This window comes from Streptomyces sp. NPDC024687, assembly GCF_055559055.1.
In genome coordinates this window covers 184,182-206,241 of the sequence record NZ_JBVHLJ010000002.1, presented here as the reverse complement: position 1 = coordinate 206,241, position 22,060 = coordinate 184,182, and the positions used below count along the sequence as shown (strand labels likewise).

The 22,060-nt window shown below is 71.6% G+C and carries 15 protein-coding genes; 7 read left to right on the top strand and 8 right to left on the bottom strand.

Annotated elements, in window-relative coordinates:
- The first annotated feature begins 36 nt into the window (after positions 1-36).
- Together ACZ39I_RS07320 and ACZ39I_RS07315 are read left to right on the top strand one after the other, a co-directional pair.
- Positions 37-993 carry a helix-turn-helix domain-containing protein gene (locus ACZ39I_RS07320; protein ID WP_467243480.1) on the top strand — a complete coding sequence of 319 codons (957 nt, stop codon included), beginning with the start codon at positions 37-39 and terminating at the stop codon, positions 991-993.
- A gap of 374 nt (positions 994-1,367) precedes the next feature.
- A complete protein-coding gene (locus tag ACZ39I_RS07315) occupies positions 1,368-3,287 on the top strand; it encodes an RICIN domain-containing protein (protein WP_467243479.1) in 1,920 nt (639 codons plus the stop codon).
- A 6-nt stretch (positions 3,288-3,293) separates the two neighbouring features.
- Here the strand turns inward: ACZ39I_RS07315 and ACZ39I_RS07310 are convergent, their stop codons facing one another.
- The 3 genes from ACZ39I_RS07310 to ACZ39I_RS07300 all read right to left on the bottom strand — a co-directional run bounded on the left by ACZ39I_RS07310 (position 3,294) and on the right by ACZ39I_RS07300 (position 7,766).
- Positions 3,294-4,550 (bottom strand): SLC13 family permease, encoded by a 1,257-nt coding sequence (locus tag ACZ39I_RS07310; RefSeq protein WP_467244353.1) that lies wholly within the window; start codon positions 4,548-4,550, stop codon positions 3,294-3,296.
- An 89-nt stretch (positions 4,551-4,639) separates the two neighbouring features.
- A complete protein-coding gene (locus ACZ39I_RS07305) occupies positions 4,640-5,299 on the bottom strand; it encodes a DUF4232 domain-containing protein (protein ID WP_467243478.1) in 660 nt (219 codons plus the stop codon).
- Between the two features lie 94 nt (positions 5,300-5,393).
- Entirely contained in the window at positions 5,394-7,766 is a 2,373-nt protein-coding gene (locus ACZ39I_RS07300; protein ID WP_467243477.1) for a SpoIIE family protein phosphatase, read from the bottom strand.
- 256 nt (positions 7,767-8,022) lie between these two features.
- Between ACZ39I_RS07300 and ACZ39I_RS07295 the strand changes: the two genes are divergently transcribed.
- Together ACZ39I_RS07295 and ACZ39I_RS07290 are read left to right on the top strand one after the other, a co-directional pair.
- Entirely contained in the window at positions 8,023-11,121 is a 3,099-nt protein-coding gene (locus tag ACZ39I_RS07295; RefSeq protein ID WP_467243476.1) for a glycoside hydrolase family 2 TIM barrel-domain containing protein, read from the top strand.
- Between the two features lie 147 nt (positions 11,122-11,268).
- The gene (locus tag ACZ39I_RS07290; RefSeq protein ID WP_467243475.1) at positions 11,269-13,512 is read left to right on the top strand and encodes a glycoside hydrolase family 9 protein; all 2,244 of its coding nucleotides are present in this window, start codon (positions 11,269-11,271) and stop codon (positions 13,510-13,512) included.
- Here the strand turns inward: ACZ39I_RS07290 and qcrB are convergent.
- The 3 genes from qcrB to ACZ39I_RS07275 all read right to left on the bottom strand — a co-directional run bounded on the left by qcrB (position 13,457) and on the right by ACZ39I_RS07275 (position 17,121).
- Positions 13,457-14,986 carry a cytochrome bc1 complex cytochrome b subunit gene (qcrB, locus tag ACZ39I_RS07285; protein WP_467243474.1) on the bottom strand — a complete coding sequence of 510 codons (1,530 nt, stop codon included), beginning with the start codon at positions 14,984-14,986 and terminating at the stop codon, positions 13,457-13,459. The genes ACZ39I_RS07290 and qcrB overlap by 56 nt on opposite strands.
- The gene (gene sigJ, locus ACZ39I_RS07280) at positions 14,983-15,897 is read right to left on the bottom strand and encodes an RNA polymerase sigma factor SigJ (RefSeq protein WP_467243473.1); all 915 of its coding nucleotides are present in this window, start codon (positions 15,895-15,897) and stop codon (positions 14,983-14,985) included. Before sigJ ends, qcrB begins: the two co-directional genes overlap by 4 nt.
- 501 nt (positions 15,898-16,398) lie before the next feature.
- Positions 16,399-17,121: a 2OG-Fe(II) oxygenase gene (locus tag ACZ39I_RS07275; RefSeq protein WP_467243472.1), complete on the bottom strand. Its 723-nt coding sequence runs from the start codon at positions 17,119-17,121 to the stop codon at positions 16,399-16,401.
- Between the two features lie 160 nt (positions 17,122-17,281).
- On the opposite strand from ACZ39I_RS07275, the gene ACZ39I_RS07270 reads away from it, so the two are divergent.
- The 3 genes from ACZ39I_RS07270 (at position 17,282) to ACZ39I_RS07260 (ending at position 20,008) form a co-directional block, all read left to right on the top strand.
- Positions 17,282-17,527, top strand: a complete 246-nt coding sequence (locus ACZ39I_RS07270; protein WP_352384876.1) for a hypothetical protein — start codon at positions 17,282-17,284, stop codon at positions 17,525-17,527.
- Positions 17,528-17,530: 3 nt separating this feature from the next.
- The gene (locus ACZ39I_RS07265; RefSeq protein ID WP_467243471.1) at positions 17,531-17,908 is read left to right on the top strand and encodes a toxin Doc; all 378 of its coding nucleotides are present in this window, start codon (positions 17,531-17,533) and stop codon (positions 17,906-17,908) included.
- Positions 17,909-18,397: 489 nt separating this feature from the next.
- Positions 18,398-20,008 carry an RICIN domain-containing protein gene (locus ACZ39I_RS07260; protein WP_467243470.1) on the top strand — a complete coding sequence of 537 codons (1,611 nt, stop codon included), beginning with the start codon at positions 18,398-18,400 and terminating at the stop codon, positions 20,006-20,008.
- A gap of 35 nt (positions 20,009-20,043) precedes the next feature.
- Here ACZ39I_RS07260 and ACZ39I_RS07255 read toward each other — a convergent pair whose 3' ends face one another.
- Together ACZ39I_RS07255 and ACZ39I_RS07250 are read right to left on the bottom strand one after the other, a co-directional pair.
- Entirely contained in the window at positions 20,044-21,213 is a 1,170-nt protein-coding gene (locus ACZ39I_RS07255; RefSeq protein WP_467243469.1) for a lactate 2-monooxygenase, read from the bottom strand.
- 58 nt (positions 21,214-21,271) lie between these two features.
- Positions 21,272-21,973 (bottom strand): alpha/beta fold hydrolase, encoded by a 702-nt coding sequence (locus ACZ39I_RS07250; protein WP_467243468.1) that lies wholly within the window; start codon positions 21,971-21,973, stop codon positions 21,272-21,274.
- Between the last annotated feature and the right edge of the window lie 87 nt (positions 21,974-22,060).

Here is a 22,060-nt window from a genome sequence, read left to right as displayed (position 1 = left end):
TCACGCTAGGCCGCAGCCCGTGCCAGGAGGATGCCCGTGACCGCCGACGGATTGCCCGAGACCGCTGCATCCGGCGACCCCGGCCCGCCACCGGGCCTCGTGGTCGTAGGCCACTACCACGAACTCCCGGGCTACGCCGTCCAACGACCGCGCGGCGCCGACAGCTGGCTGTTCACCTGGACGGTCGGCGGCCGGGGCACCCTGCGCCAGGGCCGGACCGAGACCGGGGCGGGCGCCGGGGACCTGGTGGTGCTCGCCCCCGGCACTCCGCACCGCTACGGCGTCCAACAGGGCGCCACACACTGGGAGTTCTGGTGGGCGCACTGCGGAGCCCGACCGTCCTGGACCGCCTGGCTGGCGCCGCACGGAAGGGGAGACGGCATGTACGTCGTCTCCCCGCACCCCGTCGTCTCCCCGGACCCCGTCATCCCCCCGCACCCCGCCGCCGACGGCCCGCACGCCCGCATCGAGGCGGCCTTCTGCCGGATGCTCGCCGACTCCCGCTGGACCGGCACCGGCACCCCGCCCGACACCGCCTCGCCCGGCGACCGGGCAGCCGTCGCCGTGGCGCACGGCACCACCGCCCGCGAACTCGCCCTGTGCGCCCTGGAGGAGGTCGTCCTGCTCGCCGTCGGCGCCGCGCCCGGGACCCGGACCGGGACCGGCGTCGACCCCCGGGTGCAGCGCGCCCAGGAGCTGATCGCGGCCGACCCCGGGGCCCCGCACACGGTCCGGTCGCTCGCCGTCCAGGTCTCGCTGTCACCGTCCCGGTTCGCCCACCTCTTCACCCGGCAACTGGGCCGCTCGCCCATGCGGGCACTGCGCGAGGCACGCCTCCACCACGCCGCCCGGCTGCTGGAGAGCACCGACCTGTCCGTGGAACGCGTCGCCGCCGCCTCCGGCTTCGCCAGCCCGTTCCACTTCAACCGCGTCTTCCGCGACCGCTACGGCACACCGCCCGGGGCCTACCGGGCCGTACGGCCCAATGGTTGAGGCATGACATCATGGGTGATCCCGGACGTGCGGTGTAGTGGAGGTTCAATGGTTTCCTGGAACTCATCGCGGAGTTAACTGAATCCTGTTTCCAATTGCGAAATCAGGAGAATGGCAATCCTTACGGCGTTGGTGCTGACAAATCGTCTATCTGCGCCGGGTCGGCGGGATGCGGAAAACCGCTAGATCACTTGTTGGACGCCCTTGACCTGTGCAAAGGTGTGCCTTGTCAGCGCACAGACAATGCGCATTCATCCTGTGTGCTCTTGACCCCCTCCGTACGCCCTCACGCTTCAAAAGAGCTGTCCCAGGCGGACGTACCCATTGGTATGGACTTTATGCAATGCAGCATGCCCTCGGGAGGAAATGCCGCCGTGAGTGACGCAGGCCTGTCGAATTCCCCGTCTCCGGTTCGCCCGTACGATGTCACGGACGAGCAGCTGAGCGCCGAGCTCAAGAAGTGGAGCGGCACGACGCCGGCCCTGCAGCCCGTCGGTGAACTCCTCGACCGGCACTGGGAAGCCGCCTTCGCCTACGCGCGGCTGTGCACCGACGGTCCCCGCCCCGCGGGCATGCTGACCACGGCCGCGTTCACCCGTCTCTTCGGTGAATCCCTGCGCCACACCGGGCCGACCGCCGCGTGGCGGCCCCATCTGCTGGTCACCGTCCGCCGCATCGCCGCCGAGTGGGACGCCGACGGCCGACGGGAGATGCTGCACCCCGCGCTGAGAACCGAGGCGGGCGGTGACAGGGCCGCGGCCCGCCTGCTGCCCCCCGCCGAACGACGGCTGCTGTCCGGTGCCTTCCAGCGGCTGCAGCAGTCCGCCCGCTGCCTGCTGTGGCACACCGAGGTGGAGGCCGAGCCGATCGGCGCCCCCGCCGCCCTCCTGGGCCTGGACGAGGAGGACGCTCTCGTCGAACTGCGCCGGGCCCGCGAGCGGTTGCGTGAGGAGTGCCTCCAGGTCCACCGCGAGCTCGCCCCCGAGCAGGAGTGCCGGCACTACCTGCGGCTGCTCGACGTGACCTTCCGGCGTGGCGGTGTCGACCTCGACCCCGATCTGCGCGAGCACCTGGAGCGGTGCAGGCACTGCATGCACACCGCCGACCAGCTGCACCAGTTCAACGGGCAGCTCGGTCTTGCCCTCGCCGAGGCCGTGCTCGGCTGGGGTGCCGCCGCCTATGTACAGTCACGGATGAACGTCGACGACGTGGGGGCAGCGGCGCGGGAGGCCCAACAGCACGCGCCGGCCAGGGCGTTCGTGGGTGAGGCCTTCGGTGCCACGATGCCCTTCCCCGACCCGGGCCAGTCCGCCGCTGCCGGCCCCGCTCCCGCCGGCCCGCCGGCCACCGCCCCCCGCTCCCGCGCCCGTGAGCGCTCGGCCTCGCACCGCTCGACCCACAAGGCCGCCCGCAGCACCTCCCGCCGCAACCTCACCGCGGCCGTCCTGACGGTGAGCGGACTCGTCGTCCTTCCCCTGGTCATGTGGTCCGCGTTCCACTCGGACGGCAACGGCCCCGCCGACGCCGCCCCCTCCGAGGTGCCCGGCACCGACACGGCGTCCGCGACCAGCGACCCGTCGTGGGCCGGGGCGAGCGAGGCGCGTCAGGGCGACCTGCGGGGCCGCCTGCACAACGTCGAGTCCGGACTCTGCGTCGGCGTCGTCGGCAAGAAGATCGCCCAGGGTGCCGAGACCGGGCTCGCCGAGTGCTCCGCGGTCGAGGGCCAGCAGTGGACGTACGAGACCGACGGACTGCTGCGCAGCGCCGCCGACCCCGATCTGTGCCTGGACTCCCGCCTCGGCTTCTCGGTGCGCCTGGCGACCTGCGCGGGCGCCACCGCGCCCGACACCAAGGACATCCGCTACGACTTCACCCTCCAGGGCACTCTCGTACCGCGCTGGAACCAGGATCTCGCCCTGACCCCCGCGGCCACCGACGGATCCGGCGCGCTGGTCCTGAAGAACCGCGACGACGGCCCCGCCCAGCGCTGGGTGTTCGACACCTCGAAGCCCGACCCCCAGATGGAAGCGGTCAACTGGGACGCGGACAGCAGCCCCGCACCGACCCCGAAGTCCGCCCCCGCGCCCTCCAGGACGCCGGCACCGACCCCCACGGCGACCGCCACACCGACGGCCACGCCGACACCGCCGAGCAGCGCGCCCCCCGCCGGCGCCTGCGCCACCAACCCGTACTACTGCAACGGGGGCGGCTACGGCGGTGGGTACGGCTATCCCGGTGGGTACGGCTACCCCGGTGGCCCCGGGTACGGCGGCGGCTACGGGGGCGGGCGCTGACCCCGCTCAGGCTCCGACAAGCTGAAGCGAGCCCCACAGGGCCAGCACGGCGGCGGCCAGCGCGGCCGGCACGGTCAGCAGGCCGAGCCGGGTGAACTCCCCGAGCTCGACCTCGTGGTCGTCGCGGTGCAGGATGCGCCGCCACAGCAGCGTGGCCAGGGACCCGGCGTAGGTGAGGTTCGGGCCGATGTTCACCCCGATCAGCACCGCGAGGACCGCGCCGGGCCCGGCCGCGGCGGTGAGCGGCAGCAGGACCAGGACCGCGGGCAGGTTGTTGATCAGGTTCGCCAGGACGGCGGCCAGCGCGGCTGTTCCCAGCAGCGCGACGATCCCCGTCCCGTCCGGCAGGACGTCGCGCAGGGCGTCGGCGAGGCCGTTGTCGACGACCGCGCGCACCACGACGCCGAGGGCGAGCACGAACGCCAGGAAGGCCGGAGCCGCCGCCCGCACCACCGAGACGGGGGTGGCCTTCCTCCGGACGAGCGCGCGGCCCGCCAGCACGAGCGCCCCCGCGCACGCGACCCAGGCGGGATCGACGCCGAACGCGGAGGCCACCACGAACCCGGCCAGCGTGCAGCCGACGGTGACCAGCGCGAACAGCGGCAGCGCGGGCTCCTCGGACGGCTCGGGGGAGTGGTCGACGACAGTGAGGTCGGTGTCGAAGAAGCGCCGGAACACCACGTACTCGACGGCGATCGCCGCCAGCCAGGGCAGCGCCATCAGCAGGGCGAACCGGGTGAAGCTCACCCCGCTCGCCTCGAAGGCCAGCAGGTTGGTGAGGTTCGACACCGGCAGCAGCAGCGAGGCCGTGTTCGACAGGTGCGCGCACGCGTAGACGTGCGGCTTGGCGCGGGCGCCCATCCGGGAGGCGGTGACGAGCACCACCGGCGTCAGCAGCACCACGGTGGCGTCCAGGCTCAGTACCGCCGTGATCGCCGAAGCCAGCCCGAAGACGCCGGTCAGCAGCCGCCCGGGCGAGCCCGCCGCCCGCCGGGCCAGCCAGGCCCCACAGGCATGGAAGAGCCCCTCGACGTCACAGAAGTGGGCAAGCACCAGCACCGCGGCCAGGAACCCGACCACCGGCCCGAGCCGCTCGGCCTCCGCCCACGCGTGCTCCGGGGTGATCGCCCCGGTCACGACCGCGAGCCCCGCCGCCGGGACCGCGACCACGGCCTCCGGCCAGCCGAAGGGACGCAGGACCGCCCACACGAGTACGGCGACGAGCAAGGCGACGGACAGGGCTTCGGCGAGCGGGGTGTTCAGGGCGAATCCTTCGGGAGGTGAGCAGATCGTGCCTGGTCATGAAACCAGGCGGGGGTAAGAAGCCTGCTAATACCCCCGGACGCGAAAGCTCAGGCCCCGGTGCCCGGACTGAAGGGGATCAGCCGCACCGACGACTCGTTGCCGGACACCGGGACCTCCCCGGACTTCCACGCCACCTTCAACGGGTCCTCCTCGTCGGGCGGGGTCACCACAAGAGTGGTGGGAGTGGCCGTGTCCGCCCCGCTGACCTCGGGGTTCGCGAAGGACAGCCCGGCCCAGGCGCTCTGGCCCGGCGTCAGCTTCACGGTCTCGGGCTCGGCGGAGGAGCGCTTCGGGTCCGGGCCCAGCTGCTTGCCGGACGCGTCGACGAAGGCGGTGCCCGGAAAGCCGTACAGGGTGCAGGTGCGGGTCGACCTGTTCGTCAGCACCACCGGGAAGTTCTCCTGCCCGGCGCCCGGGTTGTTGCGGCCGACGGAGGCGCTCAGCTCGGAAGTGTGGCAGCGGGTGCCACTGACCGGGGAGTGCGGTGCGGACGGGGTGAGGGAGTTGCTCACCGCGTCCGTGGGCACCCCGCTCGGCGCGCTGCTGGTGCCTTCAGTCGCGGTAACGGACGCGGACGCGGTGGTGGCGCCGGTCGAGGGCGCCGCCGTGTCGTCGTCTCCGCTGCCGCAGCCCGCCACGAGGCCGAGCATCGCGACCGGGCCGGCGAGCAGTGCCGCCCGCCGCACACCGAGGGACCTGTTCGTCATGTCTCCACACTCCCGGAGAATCAGCCCACGCGCGCGTACAGGGCCTTGTGCCCCGTCACCGAGGTCCGACGCGGCACGGGCCGCAACGGTTCGCTCACTCCTCGTCGAGGAGCCCGATCTCCGCCCAGATCGTCTTGCCGTCGGGCGTGTGCCGGCTGCCCCAGCGCTGGGTGAGCTGCGCGACCAGGAGCAGTCCCCGGCCGCCCTCGTCCCACGTCTTGGCGCGCCGCAGATGTGGCGCGGTGTGGCTGGTGTCGGAGACCTCACAGATCAGCGTGGTCGCGTCATGGATGAGACGCAGCCGGATGGGATGGGCGCCGTAGCGGATCGCGTTGGTGACCAGTTCGCTCGTCACCAGCTCGGCCGTGAACGACGCCTCGCTCAGGTCCCAGCGGCCCAGCTGCTCCACGACCTGCTTGCGGACGGGCGCCACCAGCGCCGGGTCGGCGGGGATGTCCCAGGTCGCCACCTGCGAGGCGGGCAGCCCCAGGGTGCGGGCCAGCAGCAGGGCCACGTCGTCCGTGGAGCCGCCGGACGGCAGCAGCGCGTGCAGCACCCGGTCGCAGCTCTCCTCCAGCGAGTCGGAGGGCACGGCCAGGGCCTCGCACAGCAGCGCGTGACTGGCGTCCACGTCCCGTTCCCGGGACTCGACAAGACCGTCCGTGAACAGGGACAGCACGGTCCCCTCGGGCAGAGCCAGCTCGGCGGACTCGAACGGCAGCCCGCCCAGGCCCAGCGCCGGCCCCGCGGGCAGGTCCACCTGGCGTGCCGGCCCGCCCGGCTTCATCATCACGGGCGCCGGATGCCCCGCCCGGGCCAGCGTGCAGCGCCGCGACACCGGGTCGTAGACCGCGTACAGACAGCTGGCCCCGACCTCACCGGGACTGCCGTCGTGTCCGGCCTCCGCGGACAGCCGTACGACGAGGTCGTCGAGGTGGGTGAGCAGCTCGTCCGGGGCCAGGTCGATGTCGGCCAGCGTGCGGACGGCGGTGCGCAGCCGGCCCATCGTCGCCGAGGCCTGGATGCCGTGCCCGATCACGTCCCCGACGACCATCGCGACCCGCATGCCCGACAGCGGGATCACGTCGAACCAGTCGCCGCCCACCCCGGCCCGCGCGGCCGGAAGATAGCGGGAGGCCGCCTGCACGGCGGCGGTGCGCGGCAGGGAGCGGGGCAGCAGACTGCGCTGGAGGGCGAGGGCGGTCTCGCGCTCGCGGGAGAAGCGGCGGGCGTTGTCGATGCAGACCGCGGCCCGCGCGGTGATCTCCTCGGCCAGCAGCACGTCGTCCGGGGTGAAGGGGTCGGGCCGGCGGTAGCGGGTGAGGACCGCGACCCCGAGGGTCTGGCCGCGGGCCTGGATCGGTACGGACATCGTGGTGTGAACGCCGAACTCCTTGACCCGCTCGCCGCGGGTTCTGTTCCAGTTGAGCCACTGGTCCAGGCGCCCGGACGCCACCGTGGCGACGATGGTGCGGCCCGCCACCAGAGAGTCGGCCTGCGGCGAGGTGGCGGGATACACCTCGGTGTGCCCGGGCTTCACCACGGCCATCGGATTGCCGGCGTCGACGGAATGGTGGGCGGCGCGGCGCAGTTCGACCGGTGCCGCGAGCTCGGTCGGGGCCTCGCCGCTCTCCTCGGGGTCCAGCAGGTCGACGCTCACGAAGTCGGCGAGCGACGGGATGCACACGTCCGCCAGTTCCTGTGCCGTACGGGTGACGTCGAGAGTGGTGCCGATCCGCACGCTCGCCTCGTTGACCAGCTGGAGCCGCTCCCGGGCGAGGTAGTGCTCGGTGAAGTCGTGTCCGGTCAGACAGGCTCCCCGCACCCGTCCCGAACCGTCGGTGAGCGGCGCGATGCGGGTCAGCATCCCGGCCGCGCGGTTGAGGCCGCTGGGACGGACGTACCCCTCGATGTCGCGTGCCCGTCCGGTGGCGAGCACCTCGGCGAGGAGTTCCTCGATCTCCGCGTTCTCGGGGCGGACGCCGATGTCGGTGATCCTCAGTCCCCTGACCTCGTGGTCGGGCAGGTCGATCAGCTCGGCCATCCGGTCGTTGATCCACCGCAGGCGCAGCCGCTCGTCGCAGACCAGCATGGGACAGGGAGACTGGTTCAGCGCGGCCGCCGTCACCACGTCGTCCGGCGGATCGAGCTCCGCGTGGTCGGGCCGGACGACGACACGCCAGTCGGCCCGGTCCCCTCGCGGCGGCCGGCGCAGGGCGAGCAGGTGGGCGGAGACCGTGCGACCGTCCCGGTGCCGCAGCGTGAGATCGCCGCTCCAGCGCGGGCCGGCGAGGGCGGCCAGGGCATCCGGCTCGGCCAGCAGGGCCGCGGCGGGGCGGCCCAGCACCTCGGGGGCCTCGTACCCCAGCAGCCGCCGGGCACCGACGCCCCATCGGGCCACGGCGCCCCGGTCGTCGATGACGGCCCGAGCGGTCGAGGCATCGTCGAACGGATCCACCGGCCTCATCGTCGCCACTCCATCACGCCTACGCACAGTGATCAGATGCGTAAATGGAGTCCCAGCCTAGTGCGTCCCGCCCGCCGGTGAACGCCGATCCCACCTGTCCGAGACGGTGCGCGCGGAGGCGAACGGGCCGTCCGGGGGACGCCCGGGACACAAGGCGCTTTCCGAACCCTTGACGGACCTGAGTGGCACGTCGTCAGATTCTGTGTGTTCACGATCAGTTGTGAGTACTTCTGGGCCCTGATGAGGGAGAGCCGCCATGACCGTCACTCGCAGATCGGTTCTGCTCGCTTCCACGGCCGCCCCGGCCGCGGGCGCGCTCCTGGCCACCCCGGTGGCCCAGGCCGCCGAGTCCGCCGGGAACGCGTACGGCCGCCGTACGGTCGCCCTGCGCGACGGCTGGCGCTTCGCGCTCGTCAACCCGGGCGGGATCACCGATCCGACGGGGGAGTACACGGACGCCGCCTCCCCGGGATACGACGACTCGGGCTGGCGTGAGATCGCTGTCCCGCACGACTGGAGCATCGAACTCGCCCCGACCACACAGAACGGCACCACCAGCGGCACCGGATTCTTTCCCGGCGGCCTGGGCTGGTACCGCCTCGCCCTCACCCTGCCGCCCGCCCTCGCAGGCAAGCGGATCTCGGTGGAGTTCGACGGCGTCTACATGGACTCCTACGTCTACAGCAACGGCACCGAAGTGGGCCGCCACCCCTACGGCTACACCGGTTTCGCCCTCGACCTCACCGACCTGCTGCACACCGACGGCACCACCGAGAACGTGATCGCGGTCAAGGTGCAGAACCGGCTCCCGAGCAGCCGCTGGTACTCGGGCAGCGGCATCTACCGCGAGGCCCGCCTGGTCGTCACCGAGCCGGTGCACGTGGCGCGCTGGGGCACCCGCGTCACGACCCCGGAGATCACCCGGGAGCGGGGCCTGGTCCGGGTGGCGACGTCCGTGGTGAACGCGTCCGGCACCGCCGCCGACGTCGAGGTCGTCACCCGGATCCTCGATTCCCGCGGCCGTACGGTCGCCCGCACGTCCTCCACGGTCGCCGTCACGGACAAGGCCACCGAGACCCACGAACTCACGGTCGTCGAACCGAAGTTGTGGGACGTGGAGACGCCGCACCACCGCTACACCGTGAGCACCGAGCTGCGGGCCGGCGGCTCCACGACCGACACCTACAGCACCCCCTTCGGCTTCCGCACCTTCCGCTTCGACCCCGACGAGGGCTTCCACCTCAACGGCACCCATCACAAGATCAAGGGCGTCGACCTCCACCACGACCTGGGCGCCCTCGGCGCGGCCGTCAGCATCGACGCGATCCGCCGGCAGCTGACCATCATGAAGTCGATGGGCGTCAACGCCTTCCGCACCTCCCACAACCCGCCCTCCCCGGAGATGATCCGGGTCTGCGAGGAACTGGGCATCGTCATGCTCGTGGAGGCCTTCGACTGCTGGAAGACCCCCAAGACCCGCTACGACTACGGCCGGTTCTTCGACGAGTGGTGCGAGCGGGACGCGACCGAGATGGTCCTCGCGGCCCGCAACTCGCCCGCGGTGCTGCTGTGGTCGATCGGCAACGAGATCCCCGACTCCACGTCGACGGCCGGGCTCGCCATGGCCGACCGGATCATCGCCGCGATCAGGGCCGTGGACGACACCCGCCCGCTGATCATCGGTTCCGACAAGTACCGCCGCCTGCCCGCCAAGGGCTCGGCGGCCGATCTGATGCTGGCCAAGCTGGACGGCCTCGGCCTGAACTACAACACCGCCAAGTCGGTGGACCAACTGCACGTCACCTACCCGAACCTCTTCCTCTTCGAGTCCGAGTCGTCCTCCGAGACCTCGACGCGGGGCGCCTACCAGGAGCCCGAGCACCTCAACACCGGCGAGAACCACACCCCCGGCAGGCGGGAGACCTCGTCCTACGACAACAACCTCGCCTCCTGGACCATGAGCGGCGAGTACGGCCACAAGAAGGACCGGGACCGAAAGTGGTTCGCCGGGCAGTTCCTCTGGTCCGGCATCGACTACATCGGCGAGCCCACGCCGTACGACGTCTTCCCGGTGAAGGCGTCCTTCTTCGGCGCGGTCGACACGGCCGGTTTCCCGAAGGACATGTACCACCTCTTCCGCAGCCAGTGGGCCGACGAGCCGATGGTCCACCTGGTGCCGATGACCTGGAACCACGAGAAGGGCGACACGGTCGAGGTGTGGGCGTACGCCAATGTCCCCGAGGTCGAGCTGTTCCTCAACGGCAGGTCCCTCGGCACCCGGACCTTCGACACCAAGAAGACCACCGACGGCCGGGTGTACCTGGAGACCACGGAAGCCACCGGCGACGACAAGACCTTCACCGACGGCCCCTATCCCGGCAGCTACACCAGCCCGAACGGCAGCGCGGGCAAGCTCCATCTGACGTGGAAAGTGCCGTACGCGCCAGGCGAGTTGAAGGCGGTGGCGAGGAGGAGCGGCAAGCCCGTCGCCACCGACGTACTGCGCACGGCGGGCCGGCCCCACGCCGTGCGTCTCACCGCCGACCGCACGTCGCTCGCCGCGGACGGCCGTTCACTGGTCTTTGTCACCGCCGACGTCGTCGACGCCCGTGGAGTGGTCGTGCCCGATGCCGAGCACCTGATCTCCTTCGCGGTCGGCGGCGGCTCGCTCGCCGGGCTCGACAACGGCCGACAGGAGAGCGCCGAGCGCTATCAGTCGAGCACCCGCACCGCCTTCCACGGCAAGGCTCTGGCGATCGTGCGGGCCGGCACGGAGCCGGGAGTGCTGAAGGTGACTGCGAGCGCGGAGGGGCTGCGGGCGGGTACCGCGAAGGTGCGCACCACCCGGTCCCGGTCGGCCACCCTCACCGAACCGGCCGCCTTCACCGCCGATCATCCGGCACCTCTCAACTACCCTTACGCGGACGCCAGTTACTCCGGCCGCCCGGACACCCTCCCGGCCGCGATGCTCGACGGCGATCCCGCCACCGGCTGGTCCAACGCCTTCAGCAAGGCCGCCACCGCCCTGCTGCCCGCCTTCAGCGGCGCGAGGGCCGAGGACTGGGTCTCGGTCGACTTCGGACGAACCCGCACCTTCGGCCGGGCGGAGATCTCCTTCACCGTGAGCGCGACCCACAGTCTGCCCGCGGCGGTGACGGCCACGGTGTGGGACGGGCAGCGGTATGTGCCCGTCGAGGGCGCCTCCGTCGCCTGGGCCGCCGCCTCCGACGAGCCGAGCGTGATCACCTTCGACGCCGTCCGCGGCTCGCGGCTCCGGCTCACGCTGACCAGCGCCTATCCGGGCGAGAGCAGGGGAGCGGTACGCATCAGCAAGCTGGAGGTCCCGGGGAGCTGACCCGCACCGGCTGCGGTCCGGACGGGAAACCAGTCCCGTCCGGACCGTTGACGGGGTGTCATGCCTGCAACAAACATGGCCTGCGACCGTCAGTTGGGAGCGCTCCCATTTTGGGCGCCGCCCGTACCTCCCCCGAGGAGTCCGGACGTGAACAGACGCAGAACCGCCCTGTTGTCCCTGACCGCGCTGCTGGGAGCGGCACTTGTCGCCTCGCCCATGTCTCCGGCCGCCGCCGACGAGGTGGAGCAGCTCAAGAACGGCACCTTCGACACCACCACCGCGCCCTGGTGGACGACGAGCAACGTCACCGCGGAGGTGTCCGACGGACAGCTCTGCGCGGACGTGCCCGGCGGCACCGCCAACCGCTGGGACGCCGCCGTCGGCCAGAACGACGTCAGCCTGGTGAAGGGGGAGTCGTACAGGTTCTCCTTCACCGCGAAGGGTTCGCCCGAAGGGCACGTCGTGCGGGCGATCGTGGGGTTGCAGGTGGCGCCCTACGACACCTACTTCGAAGTGAGCCCGCAGCTGAGCGTCTCCGGGAACTCCTACTCCTACACGTTCACCTCGCCCGTCGACACCGCCCAGGGCCAGGTCGGCCTCCAACTCGGCGGCAGCACCGACCCGTTCCGCTTCTGCATGGACAACGCCTCCCTGCTGGGCGGGGTCCCGCCCGAGGTGTACGAGCCCGACACCGGGCCGCGCGTGCGCGTCAACCAGGTCGCCTATCTGCCCGCCGGGCCGAAGAACGCCACCCTGGTCACCGACGCGACGACAAAGCTGCCGTGGCAGCTCAAGGGCGCCTCCGGGGCCGTCGTCGCCCACGGCTGGACCGTGCCGCGCGGCATCGACGCCTCCTCCGGGCAGAACGTCCACTCGATCGACTTCGGCGCCTACAAGAAGCGCGGCGAGGGCCTCACCCTGGTCGCGGACGGCGAGACCAGCCGCCCCTTCGACATCGGCACGCGCGCCTACGAGCAGCTCCGCCTCGACGCCGCGAAGTACTACTACACCCAGCGCAGCGGCATCGCGATCCGCGACGACCTCCGCCCGGGCTACGGCCGCGCCGCCGGTCACGTGAACGCGGCCCCCAACCAGGGCGACAAGAACGTGCCCTGCCAGCCCGGCGTGTGCGACTACACCCTCGACGTCTCCGGCGGCTGGTACGACGCCGGCGACCACGGCAAGTACGTCGTCAACGGCGGCATCTCCACCTGGGAGGTGCTGAGCACGTACGAACGCGAACTGCTGGCCCGCACCGGGCAGCCCGCCAAGCTCGGCGACGGCACCCTCGTCATCCCCGAGAGCGGCAACAAGGTGCCCGACATCCTCGACGAGGCCCGCTGGGAACTGGAGTTCCTGCTGAAGATGCAGGTGCCGGACGGGCAGCCGCTGGCCGGGATGGCCCACCACAAGATCCACGACGAGCAGTGGACCGGCCTGCCGCTCCTGCCGAGCGACGACCCGCAGAAGCGTGAACTGCACCCGGCGTCCACCGCGGCGACCCTGAACCTGGCCGCGACCGCCGCGCAGGCCGCCCGCCTCTACAAGCCGTACGACAAGGCGTTCGCGGCGAAGGCCCTGGCGGCCGCCCGCAAGGCCTGGACCGCGGCACTCGCCCACCCCGACCTGTACGCCTCGGAGAGCGACGGCACCGGAGGCGGCACCTACGCCGACAACAACGTCACCGACGAGTTCTACTGGGCCGCGGCCGAGCTGTACCTCACCACGGGGGAGAAGGCGTTCCAGGACCATGTGCTCGCCTCACCCGTCCACACCGCCGACATCTTCACTCCCGTCGGCTACGACTGGGCCCGCACCGCCGCCGCTGCCCGTCTCGACCTGGCGACCGTGCCGAGCAAGCTGCCCGGCCGCGACAAGGTCCGGCAGTCGGTCGTCAAGGGCGCCGACCGCTACCTGGCCACGCTGAAGGCCCACCCGTACGGCCTGCCGTACGCCCCGGAGGGCAACCTCTACGACTGGGGCTCCAACCACCAGATCCTGCACAACGGGATCGTCATCGCCACCGCCTACGACATCACCGGCGCCACGAAGTACCGGGACGGCGCCCTCCAGGGCATCGACTACATCTTCGGCCGCAACGCGCTGAACATCTCCTACGTCACCGGCTACGGCGAGGTCAACTCCCACAACCAGCACGCCCGTTGGTACGCCCACCAGCTCGACCCGAACATGCCCAACCCACCGAAGGGCACCCTCGCGGGCGGGGCGAACTCGGGCATCCAGGACCCCTACGCGCAGAGCAAACTCCAGGGCTGCGTCGGCCAGTTCTGCTACATCGACGACATCCAGTCCTGGTCGACCAACGAACACACCATCAACTGGAACTCCGCTCTGACCCGGATGGCGTCCTTCGTGGCGGATCAAGACTGACCCTCGCAGGCTCCACCAGCTCACCGGGCCGTTCGTGCGCGGTGAGCGTGTGGAGTTCGGCCTGATCGAGCGGCTGGTGCACCTCGACGTACTCACCGTGCGGCAGCCGCTTGGTCACACCGGTCTCCCGGCCGTGCAACACCAGCTCCCGGTCCCGGAGTTGCAGGCCCAGGCAGATGCGCCGGGTCGCGACGAAGACGACCGCCGGGACGACGAACATCCCGATCCGCACCGCCCAGGTGACCGTGTTGATCGACAGATGCAGCCGGGTGGCCACGATGTCGTTGCCGCCGCCCGCAAGCAGGATCAGATACAGGCTGATCCAGGAGGCGCCGATCGCCGTACGGACCGGTCGGTTGCGCGGGCGGTCCAGGAGGTGGTGCTCACGCCGGTCCTTGGTGAACCGGGCCTCCAGGAACGGGTACACGCCGATGAAGACCAGGAGGAGGGGGAAGACCACGACCGGGATCAGGACCCCGAGGACCAGTGTGTGGCCCCACAGGGTGACCTCCCAGCCCGGCATCACCCGCACCAGGCCCTCGGCGAAGCCCAGGTACCAGTCGGGCTGGGCGCCGGTGGAGACCTGGTCGGCGCGGTAGGGGCCGTACGACCAGACCGGGTTGACGGACGCCACCGCCGCGATGAGCGTGAGCGCCCCGAACACCAGGAAGAAGAAGCCGCCCGCCTTCGCCAGGTACACCGGGAAGAACGGCGTGCCGACCACATTGCGTTCGGTCTTTCCGGGGCCCGCGAACTGGGTGTGCTTGTGGTACACGACCAGGATCAGGTGGGCCACCACGAGGGCCGCCATGATGCCGGGGATCACCAGGATGTGCAGCGAGTAGAAGCGGGCCACGATGTCATGGCCGGGGAACTCGCCGCCGAACAGGAACAGCGCGAGATACGTCCCCACGATCGGCACCGACACGGTGGCGCCGTAGACGAACCTCATGCCCGTGCCCGACAGCAGGTCGTCCGGCAGCGAGTAGCCGAACAGGCCCTCGAACAGGCCCAGGAACAACAGCGCCCAGCCGAACAGCCAGTTCACCTCGCGCGGCTTGCGGAACGAGCCGGTGAAGAAGTGCCGCATCATGTGCGTGAGCATCGCGGCGACGAAGATCAGCGCCGACCAGTGGTGCAGCTGCCGGATCAGCAGTCCGCCGCGCACGTCGAAGCTGATGTCCAGCGTCGAGGCGTACGCCTCCGACATGCGCACGCCGTTCAGCGGCGTGTAACTGCCGTGGTACGTCACCTCGTTCATCGACGGATGGAAGAACAGCGTCAGCCACACGCCGGTGAGGATCAGCACGACGAAGCTGTACAGACAGATCTCGCCGAGCAGGAAGGACCAGTGGTCCGGGAAGACCTTGCGCAGGTACTTCGCGCCCAGCGTGCGGGTGCCGAGCCGTCCGTCGAGCCAGCCGGACAGCCGCTCGCCCTTCCCCGGCCCGGCCGGGAGTTCCGTGCGCGTCACGCCTCCTCCTTCTGCACATGCGTGAGCTTGTCGGGATTGCTGACGACGTAGAGGGCCGAGACCTGGTCGCCGTCCGGGGTGAGATCCAGGACGATCACCGCGTACGGCGCGTCGTCCTGGAACAGCACGGCCGCGTCGTCGCCGTTGACCCGGCGGTGGCGCAGCTCCAGCGGGCGTGTCTGCGTCGAGCCCCGCTTCGCGTAACCGGTGAGCAGCCGTACGGCCTTGTCGCGGCCGTGCACCGGGCGCAGCGCCGACGGCCGGCGCTTGCCGCCGCCGTCCGTCCACACCGTCACGTCCGGCGCGAGGATCTCCATCAGCTCCGCGATGTCCCCGCCGACGGCCGCCCGCACGAAACGCTCCGTCGCTTCCCGGCGGACCCGGGGATGCGCCTCGTACAGCGGACGGCGGGCGTGCACATGGGCCCGCGCGCGGTGCGCCACCTGCCGTACGGCGGCCGGGGTGCGGTCCAGGATGTCCGCGATCTCGGTGTGGGCGTACCCGAACACCTCGTGCAGCACGAACACCGCGCGTTCCAGCGGGGACAGCGACTCCAGGACCACCAGCATCGCCAGCGACACGGACTCGGTCCGCAGCGCGGGGTCGTCGGCGCCGTCCTCCCCGGCGACCAGGGGCTCGGGCAGCCACGGGCCGACATAGGTCTCCCGGCGGCGGCTGACCACGGCCCGCCGCTGGAGCGCGTGGTTGACGGCGATCCGGACCAGATAGGCCCGGGGGTTGTCGACCCCGTCCACGCCCCGGCGCGACCACGACAGCCAGGTGTCCTGGAGGACGTCCTCGGTGTCGGCGACACTGCCCAGCATGTTGTAGACGACGCCGAACAACAGCTCCCGGTGCTCGACGAAGACACCGGTCGCCGCCTCGGCGTCGGGAAGGGGGATCTCGGACATCGCGTGTGGCCTCCCAGTAGCGCGCTCACTACTGCGAGGCGATCGGGCCCTGGAATGTGACATCGGACGGCCGGAATGTGACCCACGCCTCACCGAGGACGATCGTGGCCCGCCGTGTGACGCAGCCGGCGGCCCGCGCCGGTGCTGACCGACCGCGACCGGCCCGGGCCCCTGTGCCGGCGGCCGTGAACGCGATCGTCGGATCGCCCGGCGGCTCCGGCGCTCGGCCACGTCGGCCGGACATCGACGATCCGGAGCAGTGCCGCCATGGTTCCAGCACCGTTTGGTGGGTTGCCCCGTCGAGGCCCGGCTGTGTGCGAGGGCGCGTCGTGGAGCACGCTCCCGAAGTGTGTGCCGCCATGGTTCCCGCACCGTTTGAAGGCGCCCCCTCGAAGCCCCTCGGCCGCGTGCTGGGACGCGTCGTGGAACACGATTCCGAGCGCGTGCCGCCATGGCTCCCGCACCGTTTGAAGGCGCCCCTGGAAGCCCCTCGGCCGCGTGCTAGGACGCGTCGTGGAACACGATCCCGAGCGCGTGCCGGCGGCCGGAGCGCACGACGCTCACCCCATGCCGCATCGCCCCGGCCGACCAGCCGCGCTTCGTGCGTACCGGCCGTTCACGGGTCGTGAAGACCACACCCTGGCCCCGCGGGAGGACGGTCGCCGTGCCCCGTGACTGGGCGCGGGGGCGCTGCTCGACCATCAGGAACTCGCCGCCGGTGTAGTCGGTGCCGTACTCGTCCAGGCCCACCACCACCTGGAGCGGGAAGACGAGGTCGCCGAAGACGTCCCGGTGCAGCGCGTTCCAGTCGCCCTCGGTGTAGCGCAGCAGGATCTGCGCCGAGCGGTCCTGCCCGGCCGCGTGACAGCGCTCCAGCCATTCCTCGAGGGAGTCCGGCCAGGGTGCCGGGCGTCCGAGACGGGCCGCCCAGTCGCGCGCGACGGGCAGCAGGCGGGGGTAGAGCGCGGCGCGCAGGGCGGCGACGGGGGCCGGCAGGTCGTGCGTGAAGTAGCGGTACTGGCCTGATCCGAAGCGGTGGCGTGCCATGTCCACGGTGGTCCGGAACAGCTCCGGTTTCTCGTACAGCGCCGTCAGGTCCCGGCACTCTTCCGGCGTCAGCAGCGGTGCCGTCGGCGCGCAGCCGTGCGTGTCCAACTCGGCGGTGAGCGCGGCCCAGTCGGTCTCGGCGGTCCGGGCGGCGGCCGTGCCGGGGGTGAGCGTCATGTCGATTCCTCCTCTCCTCCTCGCTTTCGAGTGTGGAACGCCGCGCACCGCCGGTCCGGCGGGAATCGGACACCGCGCTTCGGACATCGCAGGTACCGCTTCATGTCCCGTGTGACCTGCGCTTATTTACGGCCGAGTACCCGAGCGGTACCGTGGAGGCATGCCAGCTCTCAACGTGGAGTTCAGCGATCGCGAGCTAGAGGACCTGCGGCAGATCGCCAAGGAGCGCGGTACGTCGATGAAGGCCCTCGTCCGGGAGGCCGCCGCGGCCGACATCGCCCGGCACCGGGCCCTTCAGGAAGGCGCGGAAGCGTTCCGGCGGTTCTTCTCCGCCCATGCCGACGAGTTCGCCGCCGCCTTCCCCGAGGACGAACCGGCGGGCAAGGGTGCGGGGCGGGTCGGCTGACCGATGGCTTCCGTGGTTCACATCGACGTGCCCTGGCTGCTCCAGCGGCACGAAGAGGTCCTGCCCGACCAGCCCACGATCAACGACTTCTCGGCCCTCGTCGCCGCCGTCGCCCGGCAGCGCGTCGACCCGCCCCGGCTGGGCGTCGACTCCGACCCGGCCTGGCGCGCCGCCGCCCTCCTGCACACCCTGGCCCTGCTCAAGCCCTTACCGTCGGCCAACGCCCGCTTCGCCTGCGCCACCGCCGTGGCCTACATGTTCGTCAGCGGCGTCGGCATCGACCCGCCCTACGGCGCCCTCGTCGACCTCGCCCGCGACCTGATCTCCGGCAAGACCGACGTGTACGGCGCGGCCGACCGGCTGCGCTCCTGGCAGATCTGAGGTCGGGACCGCCCCGCCCCCGGGGCCGCCGACCGAGGGCGGGAGGAACGGGGTCGGCGGCCGGGGTTTCGCGCGGAAGAGCCGCCGTCCCGCGCGGGGCCTCCCGGAGGGGCCGTCTCCAGTGGACCACCGGTCGCCGGGCGGGGGGAGCGTGCGTGGCGCTCCGGCGCGTGCGCGGGTTTCACACGGGGCGCATGGAATGTCGAAAGCCGGTGCGAGAGCACGCAGTTGCGGTTCCCCCGGATTGTCTTTCCATTGACGCTGATGTTGCCCAAGTGCCTTGTTGGCCGTGAGTGACGTGTGCAAGGGTGAACCCCCAGTGTGGGGGGCAAGGGCCGGGTCGCATTCGTCCCGTGGGGAACCGGGGTGAAGGGGCGTCGGCGAATTCGTGCTTCCCACGCCCGCGCCCAAAAGGGACGCCCCTTCGGCACTCCTTTTCGGCACGAGAACTTCTGTGAGTCCCATGTCCGTGGGAAGGAAACCCGCTCAGTGCCAACCCCCCACCCACCGCTCCCTCCTTACCCGCCGCCCGGCGGTGCCTCCTCGGAATCCGACGAGGATCTCGCCGCCCGGCTCAGGGGCCGTCCCGACGGCGAGGCCGCCCAGGCCGTCGCGCTGCTCATGGCGCGCCACTGGAAACCGGCGCACGAATACGCGGTCATCTGCCTCGCCTCCCCGACCGAGACCGCCTCCATGGTGGCCGCGGCCGCCTTTCACCAGGTCCTGGACCGGCTCGCGCTCGGCGAACAGGCCCTCGCGCTGCGCCCCAGAACCCTCGTTGCCGTGCGGGACACGGTCCGGGAGTGGACGACCGAGGACCGGACAACCGCTGTTCTGCCGGACCTGGTGAAGCCGAACGGCGGCCGTGGCATGCGGGCCGCCAAGTCCATGACCCCCGAAAACCGCAAGCTCGCCGAGCGGTCATTCCAGTCCCTTCCCGGACTCGCCCGCTGCCTGCTGTGGCACACCGAGGTGGAGGCGGAGTCGATTGCCGTGCCCGCCGCACTCCTCGGCATGGATACCGACACGGCGTCGGCCGCGCTCGAACAGGCGCGTGAAAAATTCCGTGAGGGATGTGTACATGCCCATCGGGAACTCGCGCCGACGAAGGATTGCCGCTTCTACAACCGCCTCCTCGACGTTCCGATTCGCCGCGGCGGAGCCCTGCTGCCCGATGTCCAGCAGCATCTCGCGGAGTGCCGCTACTGCCGTTCCGCCGCGGAACAACTGAGCCATTTCGAGGGCGGCCTGGGCATACTGATCGCCGAGGCGGTGCTCGGCTGGGGTGCCCGCCGCTATCTCGAACTGCGCGCCGGGCGTACGCCCCCGACGGCGGCCCGCGGCCGGGGTGCCGGCCGACACGGTGCGGCACGCCGCCGTATCCTCGCCCGCATCCCGACTCCCGGCCGCCGCGCTCCCGGCGAGGGCGGTGGCCTGCGCTCCTCACGGACGCTGCTCACCGGGGTCGGCCTCACCTCCGCCGGACTCCTCGCGGCCATGCTCGCCACCGGCCTGTGGTCGCACGACGGCGGCGCCGACCCGGCCGCCTCCACCAGCGCCACCGGCAGCGGTACGGCCCCGGGCGCCGGCACCCCGGGCACCGCCCAGCTGCCCACCGCACCGGCGGTGACCCGGCTGCGCAACGCCGCCGCCGACCTCTGCCTCGGCATCCGGGGCGCGGTGAAGGCGGGCGCGGCCATCGAACTCGCCGCCTGCTCGACCGAGCGGACCCAGCAGTGGTCGTACGGGGAGGACGGGCTGCTGCGCAGCGAGGCGGACATCGAGCTGTGCCTGGACTCGCACGTGGACGCCGGCGTGGTCATCCTCGGCACCTGCGCCGACGGGAAGGCCGAGCGGGCCGGTGACGTGCGCTACGACCTCACCGTGCAGGGGGAGTTACTTCCCCGCTGGGACGAGCAGCTCGCCCTCGCCCCCACCGCCGAGGACCCGGGCGCCGATGTCGTCGTCAAGGTCCGTGACCGCTCGGACCAGCAGCGCTGGCTGACCGACGCGGCCGCCGGCGCCAGTCCCGGCTCGCTGTCGGTCACCGGGAGCGAGGCCCCGCAGGCCCGGCCCGCGGGTCTCACGGACCGGATCTAGGAACCGGGGAGGCCTCCGCTCACGGAGGTCTCCCCTCAGACGGGGCCCTCCACAAGGTCGTCGGGGCCGACCGTGGCCGGGCTCGCGTGGCCCGAGAGGGCGAGCGTGAGGTCCAACTCCGCGAGCAGACAGCGGATCACGTGCTCGACGCCCGCCTGTCCGTCGAGGCCGAGGCCGAAGACGTACGGGCGTCCGAGGAGCACCGCGCGGGCGCCGAGCGCGAGGGCCTTGAAGACGTCGTCGCCGGTGCGGACACCGCTGTCGAAGAGCACGGTCAGCCGGTCGCCGACCGCCTCCACCACCCCCGCCAGCGCGTCGGCCGCCGCGACGGCCCCGGCGACCTGACGGCCGCCGTGGTTGGAGACCACGACCCCGTCCATCCCGGCGTCGGCGGCGAGGCGGGCGTCGTCGGGGTGCAGGACGCCCTTGAGGACGATCGGCCCGTCCCAGTTCTCCCGCAGGAGGGCGAGGTCGGGCCAGGTCTTTCCGGGATCCGCGAACATGCCGACGAAGTGCAGCACGGCCGCGTTGGGGTCCTCGTGCACCGGTTTGGCCAGGCCCGCCCGGAAGGCCGGGTCGGAGAAGTAGTTGGCGGTGCCGACGCCGTGCAGGAACGGCAGGTACGCCTGGTCGAGATCGCGGGGCCGCCAGGACAGCAACGGCGTGTCCAGGGTGACGACCAGGGCCGTGAACCCGGCAGCCTTCGCCCGGTTCAAAAAGCTCAGGGCAACCTGCGGGTCCTTCGGCCAGTACAGCTGGAACCAGCGCTCGGCGTCCCCCATCGCCTCGGCGACCTGTTCCATCGGCGTACTGGAGGCGGACGACAGGATGTACGGCACGCCCTGTGCCGCCGCCGCCCGGGCCGCCGCCGGTTCCGCGTCGGGGTGCATGATCGACAGGACGCCGACCGGCGCCAGCGCCAGCGGCGCGGGCAGGGCACGCCCCAACACCTCGACGGACAGGTCGCGTTCGTGCACGTCCCGCAGCATGCGCGGGACGATCCGGCGCCGCTCGAGAGCCGCCCGGTTCGCCCGGGCCGTACTGCCGTCGCCCGCGCTGCCCGCCACATAGCCCACCGGTCCCGGACCGAGGCGCTGCTCGGTGAGCTCCTCCAGCCGGGTCAGGTCGGTGGGCAGCCGGGGCACCGCACCCGACATCCCGTTCAGATAGATCTCGTACTGGAAGTCCGCCCAGTGCTTGGCCATCCGTCCGAACCGCCTCTCGTCGTCAGGTGCGTCGACGATATCCGCAGGCGGGTGCCGGTCAGGAGGGGGTGGCCGCCGCATGCTCGGCGAGGATCCGGGCCAGCTCCCGTGGCCGGGAGAACATCGGCCAGTGGCCGGTGTCCATCTGGACCAGTTCCCAGCGCTCGCTCTTCAGCAGCTCCGCCACCACGGGCATGGGTTCCTCGTCGTCGAGGAGGCACTTGATGTAGGTCGCCGGAAGCTCGCCCAGGGGACGGGTGAGGGCGGCGGGTTCGGTGAGCGTCGCGCCCGGGTGCGGGGACGATTGGTCGATGATCCGGGCGATCTGCTCGTCCGTCAGACCCTGTCCGGCGTAGTAGTCGGCGCCCACCAGCGGCCAGAAACCGTCGTTGTCCTCGATCTCCTTGCGGACGTGGTCACTTGGCCACCCCGACAGGAACGACTCCCCGTCGACGGGCACGCCGGAGTCCACGAACACCACCCGCGCGAGCCGGTCGCCGATCCGCTCGGCCGCCTGGCCCACGGGCACGCCCGCGTAGCTGTGCCCGACGAGCACGACCTCGCGCAGGTCCAGCCGCTCGACCTCATCGACGATGTCCCGCACATGGGTCTGCTGTCCCGCCGGGACCCCCCGCTTCTCCGCGAGGCCCGACAAGGTCAGTGGATGGGCCTGGTGCCCGGCCGCGCGCAGCTCGGCCGCGACCTCGTCCCACGCCGACGCTCCGAGCCTCGCTCCTGCCACCAGCACGAAATGAGTCATGCCCGCAACGTAGCCGACGGCACCGACAACGCCCTCCCGCGGTGCGCGAAACCGGCAACGTCCGCCCCGCCGACGGCGGTTGAAGAC

Excerpts from the sequence above, each read along its gene's own strand:
- ACZ39I_RS07255 (WP_467243469.1), bottom strand. The coding sequence starts at position 21,213 with ATGGCCAAGCACTGGGCGGACTTCCAGTACGAGATCTATCTGAACGGG.
- ACZ39I_RS07300 (WP_467243477.1), bottom strand. The coding sequence starts at position 7,766 with ATGAGGCCGGTGGATCCGTTCGACGATGCCTCGACCGCTCGGGCCGTC.
- ACZ39I_RS07275 (WP_467243472.1), bottom strand. The coding sequence starts at position 17,121 with ATGACGCTCACCCCCGGCACGGCCGCCGCCCGGACCGCCGAGACCGAC.
- ACZ39I_RS07250 (WP_467243468.1), bottom strand. The coding sequence starts at position 21,973 with ATGACTCATTTCGTGCTGGTGGCAGGAGCGAGGCTCGGAGCGTCGGCG.
- ACZ39I_RS07270 (WP_352384876.1), top strand. The coding sequence starts at position 17,282 with ATGCCAGCTCTCAACGTGGAGTTCAGCGATCGCGAGCTAGAGGACCTG.
- ACZ39I_RS07305 (WP_467243478.1), bottom strand. The coding sequence starts at position 5,299 with ATGACGAACAGGTCCCTCGGTGTGCGGCGGGCGGCACTGCTCGCCGGC.
- ACZ39I_RS07265 (WP_467243471.1), top strand. The coding sequence starts at position 17,531 with ATGGCTTCCGTGGTTCACATCGACGTGCCCTGGCTGCTCCAGCGGCAC.
- sigJ (WP_467243473.1), bottom strand. The coding sequence starts at position 15,897 with ATGTCCGAGATCCCCCTTCCCGACGCCGAGGCGGCGACCGGTGTCTTC.
- ACZ39I_RS07295 (WP_467243476.1), top strand. The coding sequence starts at position 8,023 with ATGACCGTCACTCGCAGATCGGTTCTGCTCGCTTCCACGGCCGCCCCG.